Below are 22,353 nucleotides of genomic sequence, written 5' to 3'. Positions count from 1 at the left end.
AAGGTTGATTCAATCGGTTGTGGAGGCTAATATTTTGCTTGCCCCCCAGGTTGAACGTAAGGAAACCAGATAGTCGCTGAAGTGGCGATCAAGGAAATTGCGCATCATGGCGCTATCATGGCGAATCGCGGCCATGCCCCATTGTTCGGCTTGGGCGGCTTGGTGGCGCAGGGCAGTTGTCAGCAAGGCTAAGGCAATGCCCGTTTGGCGCAGATCAGGGTGAACATAGAATTGGGTATAGACGCGGGTTTGGGGATCGATCAAATGCGTCATCACCCAGCCCAAGATCTGCTGATCTTGGCAAAAGACCAGGCTATGGCTGGGATCGAATGGTTGCTCTAGCTCAAATGGCGATAAGCCTGGGGGAAACCAACGCGCCGTTTGTTGGGTTGTGAGCCACGTTAACGCGACCGGATCAGCATCCTGCCAGGCGACAATGCTGCTGTTTTTGGGCAAACGATACTGGCGTTGGACCCAAGCAGCCTGTGCCATGCGCAAGACATCAAGTTTGAAGATGAGCATCCGTGCTTCGGGTGTGGGCCATTGCTCTTGGTTGAGCAAACCGAGCATCGGCGAGGGCTGATCAGTTTGGCTATAAACGAGGTGTAGTTGATCGCAAGCTTGTTGCCGAAGGTTGGTTTCCAAGGCATTCAATAACTGTCGCCCAATGCCTTGGCGACGATAAGCAGGCGCAACAAATAACGAAAGCACTTCGGCTGAGCGCTGCTGTTGGCTGGCGACGGCAAGGCCGATCGCTTGCTGTTGCTGATCGTAAGCACCAATCGCCACAACCTGCGGCTCAGCTTCGGCCAACAAGGCTCGATAGCGCGGATAGGTCAGCGGCAAAAAGGCGGCTAAATCGTTTTGAGGAATTGGGCAAATATTAACCACGACTGATCACCTCCAGCAATGGTTCGTTGGTTGGGAAGATGGCAGGGCTTTCGAGAAATGTGACTAATGGCACGACATTTGGGGCGGCTTGTTGGAGCAAGCCATAGCCAATGCCGGCAATGCCGGTCATCAGGCCTGGTGGTTGTGCTCCATATTGCACCCCACAGCGGTAGCCATCTCGTTGAATGCTGGCAAATAGTTCGCTGGCAATCGTTTGGGCTTGGTCGGCTAACTGCTGGTCGGCGTAGTGCTTGGCTGCTGCTTGAATCAAGGCCAAGTTGCCAAAATCGCCATGGCATAATGAGTGATTCATGCCAAAACCTTGGGTGAGGGTGGTGGCCAAGGCCTGTTGTAGGTCGTGATTGATCGTTGGATCATCGAGGCAGCGCAGCATTGCCAAGCGCGAAATCCCAATCCCGCTCGCTCCATGACACCATGCCGCCATACAAATCACCAGATCATCGGATTGCTGGTTGCCCTTGGTTTTGGCGGTGCGAATATCGCGCCAATTCTGCTGATCGGCCACAAATAGGCTATTGTCGTAGGCCAAGGCTTGCAAGCCAGATTCACGGTAGCGCTGATCATTGGTTAATTGGGCAAGCTCGATCAAGGCCCAGGCGATGCCCGCAGTACCGTGCGCTAAACCACCCAACGCTGGTTGCTCAGCATCGGTGATGGTTTGCCACGAGCGCCCAAGCTCCTCGGCTTGGCTATTGGCAAGCAAGTGCTCACCACAGGCCACTAAACTTGTATATAACTCAGCACTAGGTTGCTGGGCATAAAGCCGCAAGCCTACCAAGAGGCTACCTGCCGCCCCTGCCATGAGATCAAAGGTGCTATCGTTGGCCAGCAGTGAGGGTATTTGGGCTAGCCATGTTTTAGCTTTCTCCAATAAGGCCGGTTGTTGCCACAAGCTCGATAAATGCCAGTAGAGATAACTCAGGCCGCCCCAACCTACAAATGCCCCAACATCCGTTAATGTGGCTTGATGTTGTTCGAGTAGCAGTTCGAGGGTTTGCAGTGCTCGCTCAGCCGCTTGGGTGTAGCGTTCAACCCCGCTAATTGCCCCGAGATAGGCCAAGAAATAGATGATGCCGGGCAACCCGTCGTAGAAATCCAACCCGACCATTTGCAATTCTAGCTGTTGGGTCAGGCCGATCCACGTAATTGAATGGTCATTTTGCAAGGCGGTTGCCAGCAATTCATCGCCAACACCGCAGGCGGCCAACAGCCAATCGGCATGGCTCGGTTGGATGCTGGTTGGCAACAGATAACGCTCATCTGAACGATAGCTGTTGTGGAGTGAGGCGCTCATGGTGGCAAACGAGAAACTAATCAGGCGTACTTGGTTGGCCAAATCGTTGGAGCTGAGTTGGTGTAGGCGCTCAAGCACCATTGTTTTGCCTGAACGTGGCAAGTAGTCGGCAATGCGTTGACCATCGCTGCTCCACAGGTCGCATGAATCAACGACGGTGGTAAACAACGGAATATCGCCCTGCCATAAATCGCGATGTTCATACGGAATCAATTCGACCAAACGCTGATTGTATTTTACCTCAAACCATAAACGATCAAACAACCAATCGCGATCAAGCGCATCGCGCAATACATCGGGGTGAAAGCTCTCTTGATAAATTTTGGTGTAATAGGCTGTGTGCCGTGCAATCACGCGGATCTTGCAACGGTAGAGGTTGGCTAGGGGGCTGCTATCAGCCAGTAATTCGCTGCGATGGGCTAGCAAAAAATCATACATGGCCTCAAAGCCGCTGACCACACAATTGAGGTAGCTGCCAATTTGCTCGGCGCTAACGGTGGCGATCGGGCTATGTTGGCTGCCAGAAAGGCTGACGGTTTGCTTGGTCATACGTATGCTATCAGTGCCAGCTTCGACCCACAGCGGCATGGTATCCATACTCGTTTGACCATCGCGTGTGCCCAAGCCGCTAATATCGATGCCGGTTTTGCCCGCCCGGGCTTGAAAACGCTCCGGCAACAAACTAACCCTCAAGACCGAGTTGGTGAGTACTTGGTTGGCCATAAATTCGTTTTCAAGCTGATTATCGCTATGCACTTGGGGGCCACACAACGATTCCAAATCGATAAACATTGGATCTTCGCCAGCGGCAATAATATTTTCGTGGTGAAAATCCGAGGCATTGAGCACATACAACAAGGCCAAATAAATGCCTTGGCGTTGATAAAAACGTTCAATTGCTGCCGAGTCGCTGAGCATCGCATGATCAACCCATTCCGACCAGCCATAGTCATGGCGATCGAGAATTTTGAGTAGACGCAAAGGGAGCATCGACGAATGTTGGTTGATCCAGTGTAGGAGTTCTTGAAATGCTTGGTCAATCGCCAATGAGCGTGGTTTATAGACGAGCTTGGCATTGCTGAAGCTCAAAATGACCACACTTTGGCCGCCAGCATGCACATCGCCAGCGCCCGTTTGGATGCCAATTAATCCATCTGTTTGTTGGAGCACCGGAAAAAGCTGCTGTAAGGCTGGCCAATCGTGGTTCAAGCGTTCAAAGATTGTCATGCTATTGGTTTGCCAGCGCTGAATGGTTAAGCACAATTGCTGAATTAAGACTGGATAGGCTTGTAACAACTGCTGTGCCCGTTGACGATCTTGCAATTGTTGCACAAAATCTTGATAGCGCTCTTCGGGGGTTGTGCCATTTAATTGGGCTTGAACTCGCGCAATATGTAACTCAAGCACAGTTACTCGGCTAATCATCCACAGACAGCGTTGGGCTAACGCCTCAAACCAGAGCGTGACCCATTGCGCTGGTTGTAAAAAGGCTTGGCGAGGTTGGACTGCGCTGAGTTGTTGCTGTAGGTGTTGCACCGCGTAGGCCAATAATGGCTCAACCAGATAGAGCAAGCCATGCATGGGGTGTTGTAACAATTTGGCCGAATAAGGCAGCCGCTCCGATAACGGGGTGCGATAGGCCATTTCGAAGAGCGCAACCCAGTCGGGTGCTGCTTGGTCGGCTTCAAATTGTTGGGCAGGCGTTTGTAAAAACTGTTGTAATTGCTCAGGGGTAAGCTGATTCTGGGCGAGGCGTTGGGAAAACCAATCGCTATCTTGGAAGGGCGTTTGCGCCCGCCAGCGGTCAAAACGTCGCTGATTGGCAGCATTCAACGGTTGATCACAGCATTGCTGCACATGCATGCTGCGCATTGCCAAGGGGAGCGTCGCACCCCAACCAAGCTGCTTGTGTGTTGTCATTAAAGATTCTCCCCCGGCTTTGGGCGATACCATCCGGCAACAACGGCTCATTGCAGCATAATTGCGAACATGAGCCGTTGTTCGGTATAATGCTAGTGATCCGGCCAATGCGAAGCAGATTCAAGCCGCTGCAGGGTTGTTGGATTGGGAAGCCCGCGCAAGTGCTGGTTGGAGCAATGGATGTCGGAGTTCATCGCTCCAGCCATTCCCGTGGCTGAACCACTGAGAGATTTCCCAAAACGCTGCATGGTTGGTTGCTCCTAGTTTTCCCGTGGTGGGCAGGTGCATTCACATTCTTTTGTCGAGCGTGAGATGGTGCACGAGTAGCTTTTGGCCGTAGCACCAGCACTGACCACTTCGAGTTCTTCATCGCTTAGTTCAACACTGCCAATAATTAATTCATAATTAATGGTATGCATCATTAAGCACTCACCGCACTACTAGCTTGACAGGTGCATTGACAAGCGCCATCGCCACGTGAAACGGTGCACGAGTAGCTCTTCTTTTCCTTGCTGCCAGCGCTGACAATTTCCAATTCTTCGTCGTTCAGTTCCACGCTGCCGATAATTGTGTTCAGATCAAACTGTTGCATGCGAAGTCCTTCCTTCCATCACAAAAGCGTATCTAACTAGCGCTGGTGCAGCTACAGGTACAAGCACCATCGCCGCGAGAAACGGTGCATGAGTAGCTCTTCTTTTCCTTGCTGCCAGCGCTGACAATTTCCAATTCTTCGTCACTCAGCTCAATGTCACCAACAACGGCATTCAAATCGATGTTTAGATTGTCCATGAAATGCTCCTGATTTGCTTACAAAATCAACCAATTAGTGTGGGGTTGCTGGTGGAGTTGGAGATGAACCACAGGTGCAGGTACAAGCGCCATCGCCGCGTGACACGGTACATGAGTAGCTTTTCTTTTCTGCGCCAGCACTGACAATTTCCAATTCTTCGTCGCTCAGTTCGAGGCTGCCAACAACGGTGTTCAAATCGATATTCAACATGGGATCGGCTCCTTATAAAATATGCTTAATTGGTGCAGGATTAGGCGTTTTGGCTGGGGGCAGCGCTCGCGCTACAGGTACAGGTACAAGCGCCGTCGCCACGTGAAACGGTGCATGAGTAGCTCTTCTTTTCCTTGCCAGCGCTGACAACTTCCAATTCTTCGTCGCTCAGTTCGAGGCTGCCAACAACGGTGTTCAAATCGATATTCAACATGGGATCGCTCCTTATAAAATATGCTTGATTGGTGCAGGATTAGGCGTTTTGGCTGGGGGTAGCACTGGAGCTACAGGTGCAGTTGCAGCCACCATCGCCGCGTGAAACGGTGCATGAGTAGCTCTTCTTTTCCTTGCCAGCGCTGACAACTTCCAATTCTTCGTCGCTCAGTTCGAGGCTGCCGATAATCGTGTTCTGTTCGATCATGGGTGGTTCCTTTGTACTAGGATGAATCTATCTGGCACTGGCAGAATTGCCAGGAATGCCCAAATTTAGGCTTGTTGCTGAATAAGTTGGGCATAATAGCCCGCTTGCGCTAGCAATTCTTCGTGGCGGCCTTGCTCAATAATTTGGCCATCACGCAGCACCACAATTAAGTCGGCATTGACGATGGTGCTTAGGCGATGGGCAATCACGATTCGCGTACAAGCCAAGTGATTAAGATTGCGATCAACTTCGGCTTCGGTGGCAACATCAAGGTGGCTGGTGGCTTCATCGAGCAACAGCACGCTTGGCTGATGAACTAACGCTCGCGCTAAGGCTAAGCGTTGGCGTTGCCCACCCGAAAGGCTGCTCCCACCTTCGGCCAAAATCGTCTCCAAACCCATCGGCATGGCCTCAATATCACTGGCAATCGCTGCTTGTTGACAAGCCTCAATAACTTGGGCAAGCTTAAGATCATGGCGTTGGAGCGTAATATTTTGGCGAATTGAGCCGCTGAAAAGAAATGTATCTTGGAGCACAACCCCAAATTGCTGGCGTAATGTCGCCAGATCAAAGGCTTCGGTCGGCTGCTTATCGTAGTAGATTGCCCCGCTGCTTGGCTGATACATTCCCAAAAGCAGTTTGGCGAGGGTGCTTTTGCCCGAGCCAGTTTTGCCAACCAAGGCAACTTTCTGGCCTGGCTTGATGGTTAGTTGGATATTCTTCAAGACAATTGGGCTATGGGTGCTATAGCGAAACGACACATCACGGAGTTCGATCTGGCCAGCGCTCATTAAGGCACTTGGGGTTGGCTTGTTTGGTTGTTCGACGTTACTATGCAAGACATCGGCAATTCGCTGGAAGTAGAGATTCGCCAATTGAATATTTTGAACGGTGCGAATCAGCATTGCTAGCGGCGCGAAGAATGCGCCTGCAATACCTAAAAGTGCGAGCAGTGAACCGGTGCTGAGTTGCTGATTGAGCACCAATTGGGTGCCAAACCACAAAAGTCCTAACACTGCACTCATATGAATACAATTGATCGCGGTATCGATCACCGCACTGGCACGTGAGCGCCGCAGCGACCACACTAATTGGTTGGTATAGCGCGGCGACCATTGCTCGTAGACTTGTTGCTCGATGCCGCTGGCTTTGATGGTCGTCATACCATTCAATGCTTCAACCAAAAAACCTTGGGCTTTGGCTTGAGCATCAAGATCTTGATTGATAATTTCGCGTAGGCGCGATTGGGCTAGCAGCACCAACCCAATTTCGAGCAAGGCAAAGCCAAGCACAATCGCCGCCAACACGTTACTTTGCCACCAAATGAGCAGGAAATAGCCAAGCACCAAGCTACCATCGAGAATCAAGGTCAACACTTGACTGGTAATCAGTTCGCGCATGATCGTATTACTGTTCAGGCGCATCAATAAATCACCACTACTGCGTTGCTCGAAAAAGACAAACGGTAAAGCCAAGAGATGGCGAAAAAAGCGTTGCATTATCTGCAAATCAAGCTTGGTTTGCAGATAAATAGTTAATTGTTGGCGCAATAATTGAATCACACCTTGCATAGCGATAAATACCATAATCGCCAATGCAATTAATGTCATTCCATGGATCAGTGCTTGGGGAATAACCGTATCAATGACTATTTTGGTGAATAGCGGCACAACTAAGCCGCCAAGTTGCAATAAAATTGAGGTAAAAATCAATTGAAAAAAGAGCGTTTTATGCTGGGTCAGGAGTTGTATATAATTTTGTAAGATTGTTTCGCGGCGAATTTTACGGCGTTGAAAGCTCGCACTTGGCTGCATAACCAAGCTAACCCCAGTAAATGCAGTTAGAAACTCGGCTTTATCAATCCGTCGGCGGCCAAAGTTCGGGTCAATGATTTCAGCATAGGTTTCCGTCGTGCGTTCAAGTACCACAAAATGATTGAAATTCCAGTGAATAATAATTGGTTGACGCAAGGCTAATAAGGATTCGTAGGTAAATGAAAACGCTTTAACCTCAAGTTGATAACTGCGAGCTGCCTGAGCCAATGTTTTTGCGCTAATACCATCACGGCCAACGCCACAGCGCTCACGACATTCAGCAACACTCATTTCATAGCCATAATAGGTTAAGATCATTGCTAAACATGCAGCACCACACTCGATTTGGCTCATTTGCAATAAAACTGGTACTTTGCGCCGTTGAGTGTAGCGTTTTAGAAGCTGATTTGTGTTTGGCTTGGTAAAAATCATATGCGCTACCAACTATTCATTAATAGACTGCCCAAGGTTTGGCTATCTTCAAAAATAACCAACTGATCGGCTGGGTATACCAGCGTGGGAAGGGTTAATACAACTGTTGTTGCATCCTGATGGGGGTTAACTTGCGCCACTGTTGCTGAAATAGCTACTTGATTGACATAAACATTGACTATTTGATTAAGCATGACTGATTGTTTGGTTTGATAGCGAATTTGTCGCTGATTGATCACAGATGCACTGGAATTGGGCTGTTGTGGTTGTGGTTGGAGCAACAACCAGCTTAATCCAAGCCCTAACCCACAAATGATCAGCCATAGCCAATAGCGTGGGCGACTTTCATCAATCGAGAGTGGATTGATTGTCGTTTGTTGTTTGAGATAGACTTCAAGGGCTTCTTGGCGATAAAATGTTGGTTTCATCACAACTCCATTTCGCTAGCTCAAGCATAACGAAATTGGGTTGCGAGCAACAGCTACTGGAGCGATACAACAGTGATCCAAGCAGCGATACTGATGGGCTCATGCTTTAATGATTAACCTGCTGATGAGCGTAGCGTATTGCCATATGCCAACTACTTGATCACGACCCATGCGAAATAACCCGCCCGTCATTTAAATAAACGGGCGGCGATGAGTCGTGTTCAACGAACTTAATCTGTCAGGGGATTGATTTGGTATCGGAGGAATTGAGGCTTAGGAGCTAATATAATGTCGATTTAATTGATGACTGTGGGGACAGCCGATTAATCCTAAGGCTAAGCTATATTCAGATCTGAGTAATTCCAACACATGGTGTGCGCCTTGCTGCCCATCAACCGCCAAACCCCATAACAAGGGTCGTCCCACAAAAACCATCTTTGCGCCCAAGGCGAGCGCCTTGAGCACATCGGTTCCCCGGCGAATACCGCCATCAAGATACACTTCGCAGGTCGAGCCGACGGCATCAACAATTGCAGGTAGGCATTCAATAGTTGCCGCAACCGTATCCAATTGCCGTCCACCATGGTTTGACACAATCAGCCCATCAACGCCGTGTTGCACTGCCAATTGGGCATCTTCAGCACTTAAAATGCCTTTCAACACAATTGGCAACCGCGTAAGTGAGCGTAACCAGTCAATCGCTTCCCAGGTTAATGCTGCGTCAAAGCGTCCAGCCGCATGCGTTGCAATCCCTGAAGCTCCAAGCGTTTGTTGATGTTGGCCTGCGGCATCAGTTGGTGCAAAATTCGCAAAATGCAAGTGTTGCGGTAAGGCAAAGCCATTGCGTAAATCACGCTCGCGACGGCCCAAAAATGGGACATCAACAGTGAGCACTAAAGCCTGATAGCCAGCAGCCTCGACCCGTCGTACTAACGCTTCAGTAATCTGGCGTTCGCGGTACACATACAGTTGAAACCACAGGGGGCCGTTCGCGGCTTGGGCAATCGCTTCAAGCGAGTAGTTGGCCATGGCACTAGCAATCATCACGGTCTGAGCTGCTTCGGCTGCTCGCGCCATAGCACACTCGCCTTCAGCATGAACTAAGCCTTGGCAACCCATTGGGGCGATGCCAATCGGCATTGCGATTGTTTGGCCAAGCACGCTTGTTTCTAATGTGCACTGACTAACATCAACCAAGACTCGCGGGCGTAGCTTCAACTTGGTATAAGCGGCTTGGTTGGCCTGCAACGTGATTTCATCATCGCTGCCACCCTGAATATAATCCCAAGCTGATCGATCAATCAGTTGCTTGGCCAATGGCTGGTAATCCATGAGGTTAATTGGTGGCATAAGACGTTAATTCCCGTTGATAGAATTGATCTACTTAAATGCAAATTGAGTCGAGCAGTTGATTTAGTGTTGTTTGGGTGTGGCGCTAGTATAGCAGATTTTTGCCATGCTTCCCTATGGAGTTGAATAGTTTTGGTGTTCGAATTAGGTCTTGAAGAGGATTTTTGGGCTATTGATTTATGCCAAAATTGAAATTGACAAATTGTTAAATATCTGGCAGTCTATACGCGAACCAAATTCTGTAAACTGATAAATACACCGACGCTTATTTCGCCCATTCCATTAGCGCCAATTATTTAAGCTAGTGTAGCGTGTTGGACAACCAAGCCCTTGGATGCCCTTTCTGCTATTGCTTACCCAAAAACACGGGTAGGCAATGCCTTATGGCTGCCGAACAGCCTTATTGGTTACTCAGCAAGTGTCCCAACCTGCTGATAGTTAATCCTCAATCAACATCAAAATTTTGCGATCAATCCAAATTCCGTGTGTGTGAAGGGGTTCATAATGAGTCAACTTAAAGCCGGTAGTCGGGCAACTATGCCTATGATGGTCGTCGGTGGCTTCCTTGTGTTGGTTGGTCTTTTGGTTTTTTATGCACCTTTTGAAGTCAGCCCTGTGGTGCAAGCGCTGATTCCACTCGTTATGGGGATTGTGATGTTGGTGATGGCCGTGATCAGTTCCACGGTTTTTTTATTTACTGGCGGGAGTTTATTGACCGGTATTGGCTTAGGCTTTTTGTTGAATGCAACTGCATTTAGTGATGCCAGCTCGCCAAGCCGCTTTGGGATTTTGTGTGTCACCTTTGGCATAGGTTGGTTGTTTTCGGCGGTTGGGAGCAAATTGGTTTTGAAAAAAAGTGATTGGCTTTCGTTTATTCCGGGGGTGGTTTTTGCTGGTTTTGGTGGCGCTTTATTAGCCAATTTGGTCTCAAGTGATCAAATGACCAATCTGAATCGCTTTTTTGGGCTTTTTCGGTTTTGGCCTTTGATTTTGATTATTGCCGGCTTTACCTTTATGTTTAAACGCTCTAAATCATAAATTTGGCTCACACAACTTCTCACTGCCGCTTAATTGATTTACAACATATTACCCAGAAGAGGCGCTCGTTCTATGACTCAAACGACAACTTCTATCCAGGATTGGTTGGTCTCATATTTGGCGTTACATCTTGGCATTGAGTCCCACGAAATCGATACCCGTGAGTCGTTTATCAAATATGGGCTATCTTCGATCGAAGGTTTAAGTCTAATTAAGCAGCTTGAGGAGTGGCTTGACCAGCCCTTATCGCCAACTCTGGCGTGGGATTACCCTTCAATTGACAGTTTAGCCCGCCATTTAGGTTCAACTTCTCCAATCAGCGAACCAACTCAGCCCAATCTGCCGTTTGCCGCTAATCATACCGATGCAATTGCAATTATTGGGCTGGGCTGTCGTTTTCCCCAGGCCGAGAATCCCCAGGCCTTCTGGGAGTTGTTATGTGCTGGAACCGACGCAATTACCGAAGTGCCACAAAATCGCTGGGATATTAATGCAGTTTACGATCCCGATTCGACTCGGCCAGGCAAAATGTCGAGCCGTTGGGGTGGTTTTGTCGATGATATCGATTATTTCGATGCTCAGTTTTTTGGTATTTCGCCCCGTGAGGCGGCGCATCTCGACCCACGCCAACGCTTGGTTGCTGAAGTTGCTTGGGAAGCACTCGAAGATGCTGGTGTTCCACCATTGAGCTTGGCAGGCAGCAAAACCGGAGTGTTTGTTGGTACGCTCAGCGCCAATTATGGCACAATTCTGTTTGGCTATTATCCAGAACTGATCGAAGCCTACTCGGGCACGGGCAATGGCGATAGTGTGGTTGCCAATCGACTTTCCTATTTCTTAGATTTGCGTGGGCCAAGTTTGGCCTTGAATACAGCCTGTTCTGGGGCGCTGGTTTCAATTCACTTAGCCTGCCAAAGCCTGCGCAATGGTGAATCGGACTTGGCGTTGGCGGGTGGGGTTAACGTTATTCTCAAGCCTGATGATACGGTCTTTTTTACCAAAACCGGGGCTTTAGCCCCCGATGGTCGTTGTAAAGTTTTTGATAGCCGCGCTAATGGGATTGTGCGTAGCGAAGGCGCAGGCATTATTATTTTGAAACGCTTGGCTGATGCGTTGGCTGATGGCGACCCGATTCAGGCAGTGATTTTGGGGAGTGTGATCAACCAAGATGGGGCCAGTAATGGCATTATGGCTCCTAGCGGCCAAGCGCAAGAGCAGATGTTGCGTCAAGCCTATCAAAATGCTGGCATCGCCCCGGCCCAAGTGCAATATATCGAGGCTCATGGCACAGGAACCGCCGTTGGCGACCCGATTGAGGTTAATGCCTTGGCCAATGTTTTGGCCCATGATCGGGCTGAGAATCAGCGCTGTGCCTTAGGATCAGTCAAGACCAATATTGGTCATACTGAATCGGCTTCGGGGGTTGCAGGATTAATCAAAACGGTCTTGGCAATTAAGCATCGCCAATTGCCGGGGAACTTGCATTATCAAGCGCCAAACCCATTAATTCCCTTTGATTCGATTCCCTTGTTTGTGCAGTCTGCGCTTGGCCCATGGCCATCAACCGATCAAGCGCTGATTGCCGGGATCAGTGGCTTTGGCTTTTCGGGCACAAATGCCCATGTGGTGGTTGCCGAAGCCCCTCACCATGCGCATAGCAATAGTCTCAATCAGTATGAGCAGTATCTTTTGCCGATCTCAGCCCGTAATCCTGAGGCGCTGCGTGCTTTAGCCCAACGCTATTTGCAATTATGGGCTGATCCTACGGCTGCGCCAGCGTTCAACGATCTGGTGTATACGGCAGCAGTGCGACGTAGCCATTTAGAGTATCGGCTGGGTGTGGTCGCTCAATCACAGGCCGAAGCTGCTGGTTTGCTTGAAGCCTATCTGCAAGGTGAAATCCGCCATGGAGTTGTTCAGAGCAGCCGCCGCCTTGATCGCGAACCGCGAATCGTTTTTGTCTTTTCGGGTCAAGGCTCGCATTGGTTCCAAATGGGCCGCGAATTGTTTGAGCAACACCATGTTTTTCGCTCAATTATGCAAGAATGTGATCAGCTGCTACGCCAACATGTCGATTGGTCGCTGATTGAAGAAATTGCTGCGCCAGAAGCAAGCTCGCGGCTTGACCAAACCATGATTGCCCAACCTGCGATTTTTGCAATCCAAGTGGCGTTGGCTGGGTTATGGCGCTCATGGGGAATTCAGCCCGATTTGGTGATTGGTCAGAGTGTTGGCGAAGTTGCGGCGGCTCATGTAGCGGGTGCACTCAGCCTGATCGATGCGATTGCTGTTATTTACCATCGCAGCCGATTAATGCAACAAGTTGCTGGCCAAGGTAAAACGGCTATGGTTGGCTTGCCACTCGATCAAGCTCGCTTGGTCTTGGCAGGCTGGGATGATCTCTTAGCGGTTGCCGGGAGCAGTAGCCCTGCATCAAGTGTGCTTTCAGGCGACCCACAAGCCTTAGAACGGGTGCTGAAATCGCTGGAAAAACAAGGTATTTTCTGTCGATTTCTCAAGGGTGTTGATATTGCCTTTCATAGCCCGCAGATGGACGTGCTCAAGCCTGAATTGATTGCTGCGTTGGCGCAGATCCAGTCCCAACCAACCACAGTTCCGTTATTTTCAACCGTAACGGGAGCAATTATTGAGGGTATGGCGCTTGATGCAACCTATTGGGGCCAAAATTTACGTGAGCCATTTCTCTTTACCCAAGGCTTCAACTATGCGCTTGAACAAGGCTATACAACCTTTTTAGAGCTTAGCCCGCATCCCGTTTTATCGCCGTCAATGCTGGAAGCACTGGCCCATGCCAAGAAAAAAGGTGATGTTCTTGGTTCGTTGCGTCGCAATGAACCTGAATTTGTGGCTTTGCTCAATACTTTAGCCGCATTCTATAGCCTTGGGTCAACGATCAATTGGCCAACGCTCTATCAACAAACTGGGCAGCATGTAGCTTTACCACTCTATCCATGGCAACGCGAACGTTATTGGTTTGATCAATTGCTCGATGATCAATCGGTTTCATGGCTCAGCCGCCAGTATGGTGCGGCGCTGCAGCAGCCAAACTATAAGGCTGCCTATGAGCATCCTTTATTAGGCAGCCATGTGGCTTTGGCACATCCAGTAGGCCAACATCTTTGGGAACTTGATCTGAATGCCAATAATCCCAGCTATCTGCGCGATCATCAAGTGCAGGGCGTGGTGGTTTTGCCGGGGGCAGCTTATCTTGAAATGGCGCTGGCAGCGGCCCAAAGTGCTTTCGGTAAGGGTAGTTATTGCCTTGATCAAGTGGTGTTTAAACAGGCGATGGTTTTAGCACCCAACGCTTTGCGTCGCATTGAAGTGATTATTGCACCTGAATCGGCTAGTAGCAAATTTCAAATTTTTAGTGCGTTGACGAAACCAGGTCAGACAGATCAAGCGTGGACGTTGCATGCAACTGGTCAGCTAATTAAACAACCAGATGGGCAATTGCCGCTCGAATCAGTATCCTTGCAGCATCTTCAAGCTCGTTGTCAAGAGCCATTTTCAAGCCAAGCCCATTACCAAGCGATGGCGCAACGTGGCCTCAATTATGGGCCTGCATTCCAAGCGGTCAAGCAAATTTGGCGCAACGATGGTGAGGCTTTAGCCCAACTGCAACTTCCTCCTGGTTTAGAGCACGATCTCCAGAGCTATCAAGCCCACCCAATTTTGCTTGATGCCAGCCTGCAGGTAGTGGCTGCGGCTGTGCCACGCGATGAAAGCGATGCAACCGATACCCGTTTGCCAGTAGGAATTGGTCAGCTCAAACTGTATCGACCACTTAGCCCAAATTTGTGGTGCCATGCCCAATTGCGAGCTGATTCAGCTGCCAATGATGATATTCGCGAGGCTGATATTTATCTCTACGATAAAGCTGGACAGTTGGTGTTAGAGCTATTAGGACTACGCTTACAACGGCTTGAAAGTGCTCAGGCTGCCCAAACCGCAATTGGTGATGATTTATTCTATTCGGTTAAGTGGTTGCCTGATCAAGCTAGCCAGCCAGCGGTTGCTAGCCATTTGCCGACCACGACCGATTTGCTCAAAGCGCTTGACCCAGTGCTTGAACGTGTGACCACTACTGTCGATTTTGAGCAGCATGAGGCTTCATTAATGGCGGCGAATCATTTGGCTGCCTACCAGATGCTAGCTGCATTACGCCAACTTAATTGGCAGCCTGCGGTCGATCAGGTCGTTAATCATACCACTTTGACCCAGCAATTGGCGATAACTCCCCAATATGATCGCTTCATCCAGCGAGCCTTGGAAATTTTCCATGAGCAACATTGGCTAAGCCGCCATGGCTCTGAATGGATGATTAGTGCGCAACTACCAGCTACAACACCATCAGGATTAACTGAAAGCTTGCTTGAACAGTATCCTGCCAATGCTGCAATCTATCAGCTTGTGCAGCGTTGTGGCGATAATTTGGCTGCCATTCTTAGCGGAAAACTTGATCCATTACAGGTTTTATTCAAAGATAGTTTGATCGATGACCTTTACAGCAAATCACAAATTAAGCTTTTTTATGAATTGTTTATTGAATTGATTACCTGTGCTTTAGCTGAATTGCCGCCACACCGAACTATTCGGATCTTAGAGGTTGGAGCCGGAACTGGTAGCCTAACTGGTGGATTATTGCCAAAACTTCCAGCTCAGCAGACGCTCTATACGTTTACTGATATTGCGCAAGGCTTCTTAACGCGGGCTACCCAACAATTCCAAGCGTATGATTTTGTGCAATATCAGCTCTTGGATGTTGAACGTGATCCGGTGAGTCAAGGGTTTGTTGCTGAGCACTATGACTTAATTGTGGTCTCAAATGTGTTGCATGCAACCGCTGATGTGCGCCAAGTGTTGACGCATCTCAAAACCTTGTTGGCTCCGAATGGGATGTTAGCATTTCTTGAGGGTGCTGTGCCAACCGCTTGGATGGATGTAACGTTTGGCTTAACCAGTGGCTGGTGGCGTTTTACCGATACCGATCTACGCCCCACTTATCCTTTGTTGGCTAAAGATCGTTGGACTGAATTGCTCGATGAACTAGGGTTTGTTGATAGTGTTGGGGTAACCTATCCTAATACAAAGGCCCAGTTTATTGGACTGGCACGTGCGCCGCAACATCGTGCACAGCCAATAAATCCAGTCCAGCCACATCAAGCGCTTGGGAGCTGGTTGATTTTGGGCGATCAGCAAGGGCTGGGGCAGGAGTTAGCCCAACTCTTCCAAGCCAGGGGTGAGTCGAGTGTTCTAGTTACACCTGCCGATAATTATGAACAGCTGGACGAACATCACTTTCAGCTGAACCCACGCGAGTTGAGCCAATTTCAACAAGTGCTCCAAGCAGGCAATCTTCCTTATCGTGGGGTGATTCATCTTTGGGGTTTAGATGCAGTTGATACCGAAGAGCTAACCTTAACGACGCTTAGTGAAGCTCAAGGCTTAGGCTGTGATGCTGCCGTGCAGCTGATTCAGGCGGTGGTTGAATTAGATCAGCCCGAATTACCACGGATTTGGCTGGTGACACGTGGAGCGCAATCCGTTACGCCAGAGCAAGCCACCATTGCAGTGGCTCAAGCACCCTTGTGGGGCTTAGGTCGGGTCTTAGCAACCGAACATCCCGAACTAATGGGCGCTCTGATCGATCTTGACCCAACCAAATCGTCAAATGAGGCTTTTGAGCTATTTCAAGCAATCACAACTGGAATCGATGGCGAACAACTGGCTTTGCGTCAAAATCAGCGCTATCTTGCCCGATTAATGCGCGATTCGTTCGATGATCCACCAAAACAAGGCTTAGGTTTACGCCCCGATGCTAGCTATCTGATTACTGGTGGTTTAAGCGGGATTGGCCTCGAAGTTGCCCGTTGGATGCTTCAACAGGGTGCTCGGCGCTTGATCCTACTGGGCCGCACCACCATCCCTGATCGCTCGCTCTGGAACCAACTGGATCTTGATGTTGATAATTTGTTGGCCTCGCGGATTGCCGCAATCAAGGAACTGGAAAATCTTGGCGCAAGTATTCATGTCGCGTCAATTGATGTCAGTGATGAAGAGCAATTGGCCATGTTCTTGGCTGAATACCAACAACAAGGTTGGCCGCCCATTCGTGGGGTCATTCACTCAGCAGGATTAATTAAAGATCAATTGTTGATGCGGATGGATCAAGAAACATTTGATGTGGTCAATCGACCTAAGATTTTTGGTTCATGGTTGCTGCATCGCTTATTACGCAAATCGCCACTCGATTTCATGATTATGTTCTCGTCGGCTACTTCAATTATGGGGATGTTTGGTCAGGCCAACTATGCCGCTGGAAATGCCTTTGTTGATGCTTTAGCCCATTTCCGTCGCTCGCAAGGTCTGCCAGCAATGAGCATTAATTGGGGGCTATGGGCCGAAACAGGAATTGTTGCCCGACTCAAGATGAACGATCAGCTTAATCAAAGTGGGGTGATTGGCATGACCTCGGAGCAAGGCCTTGAGGTGATGGCCCAGCTATTCCAGCGTAATCCGATTCAGATTGCCCCAATGCTCACCGATTGGCAACGTTGGCAACAAGCCTACCCGCAAACCTGTAAAGTACCATTCTTTAAGTCGCACTTTGAATTGGTTAATGCGCAAATTGCACGCCAAACCGATCAAGTTGCCGTACCAAGCCAATCTGGCATTGTGCAAGAATTGCTCTTGCTTGAGCCGGAGCAACGCCAAACGCGCTTAGAAATGCATTTACGCGACGTGATTGCGACTGTATTACGCCTTGATCGTAGCCGAATTGATCTTGACCAACCATTAAATAGGCTTGGGCTTGATTCGATTATGGCGGTTGAATTGAAAAATCGGATTGAGGTTGATCTCGGAGTGAGTCTTTCAATTGTTGAATTGTTGCAAGGGGCGAGTATTGCCCAATTAACCCAACGGATTTTGCCAAGTATTGCCGAACAAGATGCTGAGTTGGCAGCTTTATTGGCTGAGATTGAGCAAACCCCGCTTGATCAGGTGCAAGCCTTGTTGAATGAAACTGCGAGTGAAGGAGGCAGTGAATGAGCGATTTTGCCAAACGCCTAGCTGCTCTTTCGCCAGAGCAACGAGCCTTGCTTGAAAAACGGCTCAACCAGAAAAAAGCCGAACCAAACAAACAGCAGATTCCCCACGTCGAACGGCAAGGTGCAGCCTATGCCTTATCGTTTGCCCAAGAACGTTTGTGGTTGATGTACCAACTTGATCCGCAGAGTGCGCTGTATAACGTGCCGGTCGTGATTCGCTTTGGGCCAAACTTTGACGTGGCCTTAGAGCAACGGGTTTTTCAGGCGATTATTGAGCGCCATGAAATTCTGCGTACCACGTTTAAAACCGTCGATCAACAACCAGTCCAAATGCTTGAGCCTGTGCCAGATTTTAGGCTCCCAGTGATCGATTTGCGGTCTTTTCCCGAGGAGCAGCAAGCGTCCGAGGCCCAAAAACACACCCTTGCTGAAGCTCAAAAGCCCTTTGATTTGAGCAATGGGCCATTGTTGCGCGTGGTTTTGCTGCGCTTAACTCATGAACATCACTTAATTATTAATTTGCACCATATTGTTTCTGACGATTGGTCGCCTGGGGTTTTGGTCCAAGAGATTGGGGCTTTGCATCAGGCATTCAGTCAAGGCCAGCCTTCACCATTGGCTCCGTTGGCAATACAGTATCTTGATTTTGCCGTATGGCAGCGCCAACGCCTAAACCAGGCCAGTGTCTCCCAGCAATTGGAATATTGGCAAAACCAACTCTCGGGTTCATTACCCTTGTTGGCCTTGCCAACCGATCGCCCACGCCCACGGATTCAAACCTTCAACGGGGCAAAAATCAGTCGGCGAATGCCTGCCAGCCTACTTAAATCGCTCAAACAGTTGACTGCCCAAACTGGCGCAACCTTGTTTATGAGCGTTTTGGCGGCCTATAAGATCTTGTTGCAGCACTATACAGGCCAAACAGATTTGCTGATTGGTACGCCAATTACCAGTCGAACCCGCCCTGAATTAGAGCCATTGATCGGCTGTTTTATTAATATGTTGGTCTTGCGTAGCCAACTTAATCTTGAGCAAACCTCCCGCGAGTTTATTCAGCAGGTGCGCCAAATGGCCTTGGATGCTTATGCCAATGCTGAAGTGCCGTTTGAGCGCTTGGTGCAGGTGTTGCGGCCTGAGCGTAATCCGAGCTATACCCCAATTTTTCAGGCAGCCTATATTCTGCAAGATCCCCAAGAAGCTCGTCAGAAGATGCCTGAAAATGTACTTGGTTATGCCGAGGTTGATACTGGGACTTCTAAGTTTGATTTGACCTTGGAGATCGATGAAGTTGATGGTGAATTAGCTACAGCTTTTGTGTATAGTACTGATCTCTTCGATCAAGCAACCGTCGAACGCATGCTTGGGCATCTGCAACAGATTCTTGAAACCATGGTTGCTCAGCCGGATTTGCCGATTGCTGCGATTGAATTGGTTACCAGTGCCGAACGCCAGCAATTGTTGATCGAGTGGAATGCTACTGAAACAGCCTTTGAAACAGATTTTGTTCAGCATGCAATTGCCCGTCACGCTCAAACCCAACCAGATCAACTGGCCTTGCGCTATGGTGATCAGCAGTATTCCTATGCTGAATTGAACCAGCATGCTGAGCGCTTGGCGACCTATTTACAGCAATTAGGCGTAAAACCAGAATGTGTTGTTGGTTTGTGCGTTGAGCGCACTCCTGCAATGGTGATTGCGATTCTAGCGATTTTTAAAGCTGGCGGCCTGTTTTTGCCACTTGACCCCAGCTTTCCTGCTGATCGTTTGGCTTATATTGTTGCCGATGCCAAGCCTTTGGTCGTGCTAACAACTGCTGCCTTAGCTGCTGAATTGCCCTTAGAAGCTCCCCATATTGTTGCACTTGATCAAGCTTGGCATGCCCATATTCAGCAGGTTGATGCGCCAAATCATCAACTGCAACCCAGCAATTTGGCCTATATGATTTATACCTCGGGCACGACTGGCACGCCTAAAGCGGTTTTGGTTACCCATCAAAATCTGTTGAATGTGTTGTTGGCAAGTCAGCAAGCGTTTGGCTTCAATCCTCGTGATGTGATGCCGTGTATTGCCCCATTCTCATTTGATATTTTTCTGTTTGAATTGCTCAACCCATTGCTTGCTGGCGGCACATCGTGGATGCTTACCCGCGAAGAAATTTTGGATATTGCTGGCTTGATCGAGTCGCTGGCTTCGATGAGTGTGATTCACACTGTCCCAAGTTTGATGCGTCAATTGGTCAATGCCTTGGAAACTGAAGGCTATACTGCCGCTGCTTGTCAAAGCATTCGGATGATTTTTATTGGTGGCGATTTAGTGCCGCCTGAATTGTTAAATGCGATGCGGCTCGCCTTTCCGCAAGCCGCAATTCATGTGTTGTATGGCCCAACCGAAGCCACGATTATTTGTACCAGCTATCGTGTGCCCCAACAGGGCTTGCTTGAGCGCCATTTGATTGGGCGACCACTACCAAATATGGCGATTCGCTTGTATGACCCACAGCAAAACCTCGTACCAATTGGTATGCCAGGCGAACTGTACATCGGCGGGGCTGGGGTTAGTCGGGGCTATTTGAATCGCTCGGAATTGACTGACGAGAAATTTGTCGAGCTTGATCAGCAGCGTTGGTATCGTACTGGCGATTTGGCGCGTTATCAGGTTGATGGAAATCTCGAATTTTTAGGCCGCATCGATCAACAAGTTAAAATTCGTGGCTTTCGGATTGAGCTTGGCGAAATTGAAGCAGTACTGGCGCAACATCCTAGCATTCGGGAAGCGGTGGTGGTTGCCCGTGAAGATCTGCCTGGCGATAAGCGACTCGTAGCTTATTTGATTGCGGAATCAGAACAAATGCCGCATATTGGTGAATTACGGGCATTTTTGCAAACCAAACTGCCTGAATATATGCTGCCTGCAGCGTTTATGGTGTTGGAGAGCCTGCCGCTGACCCGCAATGGGAAGGTTGATCGTCAAGCGTTGCCTGTGCCGCCCACCACCCGTGAGCATTTGGCCAATCAATTTGCTGCACCAACCAATCAACTCGAAACGCTGCTGAGCACGATTTGGGCCGAGGTGTTGGGGCGCGAACAGGTTGGCATTCACGACAATTTCTTTGAACTCGGCGGCGATTCGATTCTGAGTTTGCAAATTGTAGCGCGACTCAATCAGGCTGGCTATCATGTGCTAACCAAAGATATATTTCAGTATCAAACGATTGCTGAATTGGCACAGGTGGTTTCGAGCACCACGCTGGTTGTGGCCGATCAAGGCTTGATCGAAGGTGCCGTGCCGCTTACGCCCATTCAACAGTGGTTCTTTTGCCAAAATCTACCTAATCCACACTATTTTAATAGTATGCCAGTGTTGCTTGAAGCGCCTGCCGAGCTTACTCAGGCTGATTTGCACTCGATCGTTGCCCAACTTTTGCAGCATCACGATGGCCTGCGCTTGCGCTTCGAGTTGGTTGCTGACCAATGGCAACAAACCCACGGCTCGCTTGAGGCTGATTTACCACTAGCGATAATTGATCTCAGGGGCTTGAATCAAGGAACCCAAACCCAAACGATTGAAGCAACCGCGATTGAATACCAAACCAAACTCGATTTGAGCACTGGCCCGCTGATTTGGTTTGTGCTATTCGAAGCAGAGTTGAGCAAGCGCCTATTAATTGTGGCGCATCACCTTGTATTTGATGGAATTTCGCTGCGGATTCTGTTGGAAGATTTACAAACGGCCTATGCTCAACTACAGGCAGGGCAATCGATTAATTTACCGCTCAAAACCAGTTCGTTCAAAACTTGGGCTTTGGCGCTTCAGGAGTATGCCCAATCACCAGAAGTCGCCCAACAAGCCAGCTATTGGCAGACGATTCAGCATACTCAATCACCTTTGCCGCTTGATCATAGCGGTCAGGCCAATACTGAAGCCTCAAGCAGTATTGTCTTGGCCCGACTTGAGGTCGCAGAAACCGACGTATTGCTGAACCAATTGCCAACGCTCTATCATGCCAGCCTTGAAGAAGTATTGCTAACCGCTTTAGCCCAAACGATTGGCGAATGGACGTATAGCCAAAGCCTTGTGGTTGATTTAGAAAGCCATGGCCGCGCCGAATCGATTGCTGAAAATCTCAATCTTTCGCGCACGATTGGCTGGTTTACCAGTCTTTATCCAGTAATTTTGGATTGGACTGGCTTTGATGGGCCGCTTGAAATGCTGAAAGTGATTAAAGAAACCCTGCGCCAAGTGCCTGAATATGGGCTTAGTTATGGCTTATGGCAGTTCAATCAACCTAATCCTAGCGCCAATTCACACGCTGAACTACGCTTTAATTATCTTGGTCAATTAGGGGGTGCGGCTCAAAAAGCAGCCTTTGAGTTATTGCCCCAACTTGAAGTGCCACTGCGTGACCCTGCTAGCACGCGATCGCATGTTTTAGACGTTGATGTGGTGGTGGTGCAACAGCAATTGTGGGTGCGCTGGACGTATAGCAATCACTTACATGAGCCAGCCACGATTACCCAGCTTGCCGAGCGCTTTATGGCGGCATTACGCGATTTATTGCAAGGCGATAGCGCAACTAGCGCCGCGTATGTTCCATCCGATTTCCCGATGGCAAACCTTGATCAGCAGACATTGAACTCACTTATGAAGAAACTTCGCTAGCTGAAGGAACTG

The 22,353-nt window shown here is 49.2% G+C and carries 14 protein-coding genes; 3 read left to right on the top strand and 11 right to left on the bottom strand.

Translation table 11 applies throughout. From position 1 onward, the window contains the following. Window positions 1–9: 9 nt before the first annotated feature. The 11 genes from DEF47_RS08360 to DEF47_RS08310 all read right to left on the bottom strand — a co-directional run bounded on the left by DEF47_RS08360 (window position 10) and on the right by DEF47_RS08310 (window position 9,571). Complete coding sequence (locus tag DEF47_RS08360) at window positions 10–891, bottom strand: GNAT family N-acetyltransferase (protein WP_012189415.1); 882 nt, start codon at window positions 889–891, stop codon at window positions 10–12. Continuing rightward, window positions 884–4,126: a type 2 lanthipeptide synthetase LanM family protein gene (locus DEF47_RS08355; RefSeq protein WP_012189416.1), complete on the bottom strand. Its 3,243-nt coding sequence runs from the start codon at window positions 4,124–4,126 to the stop codon at window positions 884–886. The genes DEF47_RS08360 and DEF47_RS08355 overlap by 8 nt, the downstream gene beginning before the upstream one ends. 260 nt (window positions 4,127–4,386) lie before the next feature. Continuing rightward, window positions 4,387–4,548: a hypothetical protein gene (locus DEF47_RS08350; protein WP_287045075.1), complete on the bottom strand. Its 162-nt coding sequence runs from the start codon at window positions 4,546–4,548 to the stop codon at window positions 4,387–4,389. Next, a complete protein-coding gene (locus DEF47_RS08345; RefSeq protein WP_287045074.1) occupies window positions 4,548–4,718 on the bottom strand; it encodes a hypothetical protein in 171 nt (56 codons plus the stop codon). Before DEF47_RS08345 ends, DEF47_RS08350 begins: the two co-directional genes overlap by 1 nt. 32 nt (window positions 4,719–4,750) lie before the next feature. Further along, the gene (locus tag DEF47_RS08340) at window positions 4,751–4,915 is read right to left on the bottom strand and encodes a hypothetical protein (protein ID WP_287045073.1); all 165 of its coding nucleotides are present in this window, start codon (window positions 4,913–4,915) and stop codon (window positions 4,751–4,753) included. A gap of 34 nt (window positions 4,916–4,949) precedes the next feature. Further along, window positions 4,950–5,126: a hypothetical protein gene (locus DEF47_RS08335; RefSeq protein ID WP_287045071.1), complete on the bottom strand. Its 177-nt coding sequence runs from the start codon at window positions 5,124–5,126 to the stop codon at window positions 4,950–4,952. Window positions 5,127–5,166: 40 nt separating this feature from the next. Continuing rightward, complete coding sequence (locus tag DEF47_RS08330) at window positions 5,167–5,340, bottom strand: hypothetical protein (RefSeq protein WP_287045070.1); 174 nt, start codon at window positions 5,338–5,340, stop codon at window positions 5,167–5,169. Window positions 5,341–5,379: 39 nt separating this feature from the next. Continuing rightward, on the bottom strand, window positions 5,380–5,547 hold the full coding sequence (locus DEF47_RS08325) for a hypothetical protein (RefSeq protein WP_287045069.1): 168 nt from the start codon (window positions 5,545–5,547) through the stop codon (window positions 5,380–5,382). A 65-nt stretch (window positions 5,548–5,612) separates the two neighbouring features. Then, window positions 5,613–7,793, bottom strand: coding sequence for a peptidase domain-containing ABC transporter (locus DEF47_RS08320; protein ID WP_012189417.1), 2,181 nt, complete (start codon window positions 7,791–7,793; stop codon window positions 5,613–5,615). 5 nt (window positions 7,794–7,798) lie between these two features. Beyond that, window positions 7,799–8,221: a hypothetical protein gene (locus DEF47_RS08315; protein ID WP_012189418.1), complete on the bottom strand. Its 423-nt coding sequence runs from the start codon at window positions 8,219–8,221 to the stop codon at window positions 7,799–7,801. Window positions 8,222–8,494: 273 nt separating this feature from the next. Next, window positions 8,495–9,571 (bottom strand): alpha-hydroxy acid oxidase, encoded by a 1,077-nt coding sequence (locus DEF47_RS08310; protein ID WP_012189419.1) that lies wholly within the window; start codon window positions 9,569–9,571, stop codon window positions 8,495–8,497. Window positions 9,572–10,075: 504 nt separating this feature from the next. Here DEF47_RS08310 and DEF47_RS08305 point away from each other — a divergent pair. From DEF47_RS08305 to DEF47_RS08295, 3 genes are all read left to right on the top strand, one after another. Continuing rightward, on the top strand, window positions 10,076–10,609 hold the full coding sequence (locus DEF47_RS08305; RefSeq protein ID WP_012189420.1) for a hypothetical protein: 534 nt from the start codon (window positions 10,076–10,078) through the stop codon (window positions 10,607–10,609). A 72-nt stretch (window positions 10,610–10,681) separates the two neighbouring features. Beyond that, on the top strand, window positions 10,682–17,683 hold the full coding sequence (locus tag DEF47_RS08300; RefSeq protein WP_012189421.1) for a type I polyketide synthase: 7,002 nt from the start codon (window positions 10,682–10,684) through the stop codon (window positions 17,681–17,683). Continuing rightward, window positions 17,680–22,341, top strand: coding sequence for a non-ribosomal peptide synthetase (locus tag DEF47_RS08295; protein ID WP_012189422.1), 4,662 nt, complete (start codon window positions 17,680–17,682; stop codon window positions 22,339–22,341). The genes DEF47_RS08300 and DEF47_RS08295 overlap by 4 nt, the downstream gene beginning before the upstream one ends. Window positions 22,342–22,353 lie beyond the last annotated feature (12 nt).

Origin of the sequence: Herpetosiphon sp., assembly GCF_003512625.1 — a bacterium.
Classification (GTDB): Bacteria; Chloroflexota; Chloroflexia; order Chloroflexales; family Herpetosiphonaceae; genus Herpetosiphon; species Herpetosiphon aurantiacus.
The sequence above is the reverse complement of the archived record's forward strand: the minus strand, read 5'-3'. Positions and strand labels throughout refer to the sequence as shown.

What these genes read in the sequence shown, in the direction of transcription:
- DEF47_RS08305 (WP_012189420.1), top strand. Translation starts at nt 10,076, where the DNA reads ATGAGTCAACTTAAAGCCGGTAGTCGGGCAACTATGCCTATGATGGTC.
- DEF47_RS08350 (WP_287045075.1), bottom strand. Translation starts at nt 4,548, where the DNA reads ATGATGCATACCATTAATTATGAATTAATTATTGGCAGTGTTGAACTA.
- DEF47_RS08300 (WP_012189421.1), top strand. Translation starts at nt 10,682, where the DNA reads ATGACTCAAACGACAACTTCTATCCAGGATTGGTTGGTCTCATATTTG.
- DEF47_RS08345 (WP_287045074.1), bottom strand. Translation starts at nt 4,718, where the DNA reads ATGCAACAGTTTGATCTGAACACAATTATCGGCAGCGTGGAACTGAAC.
- DEF47_RS08325 (WP_287045069.1), bottom strand. Translation starts at nt 5,547, where the DNA reads ATGATCGAACAGAACACGATTATCGGCAGCCTCGAACTGAGCGACGAA.
- DEF47_RS08295 (WP_012189422.1), top strand. Translation starts at nt 17,680, where the DNA reads ATGAGCGATTTTGCCAAACGCCTAGCTGCTCTTTCGCCAGAGCAACGA.
- DEF47_RS08335 (WP_287045071.1), bottom strand. Translation starts at nt 5,126, where the DNA reads ATGTTGAATATCGATTTGAACACCGTTGTTGGCAGCCTCGAACTGAGC.
- DEF47_RS08310 (WP_012189419.1), bottom strand. Translation starts at nt 9,571, where the DNA reads ATGCCACCAATTAACCTCATGGATTACCAGCCATTGGCCAAGCAACTG.
- DEF47_RS08330 (WP_287045070.1), bottom strand. Translation starts at nt 5,340, where the DNA reads ATGTTGAATATCGATTTGAACACCGTTGTTGGCAGCCTCGAACTGAGC.
- DEF47_RS08320 (WP_012189417.1), bottom strand. Translation starts at nt 7,793, where the DNA reads ATGATTTTTACCAAGCCAAACACAAATCAGCTTCTAAAACGCTACACT.
- DEF47_RS08355 (WP_012189416.1), bottom strand. Translation starts at nt 4,126, where the DNA reads ATGACAACACACAAGCAGCTTGGTTGGGGTGCGACGCTCCCCTTGGCA.
- DEF47_RS08340 (WP_287045073.1), bottom strand. Translation starts at nt 4,915, where the DNA reads ATGGACAATCTAAACATCGATTTGAATGCCGTTGTTGGTGACATTGAG.
- DEF47_RS08315 (WP_012189418.1), bottom strand. Translation starts at nt 8,221, where the DNA reads ATGAAACCAACATTTTATCGCCAAGAAGCCCTTGAAGTCTATCTCAAA.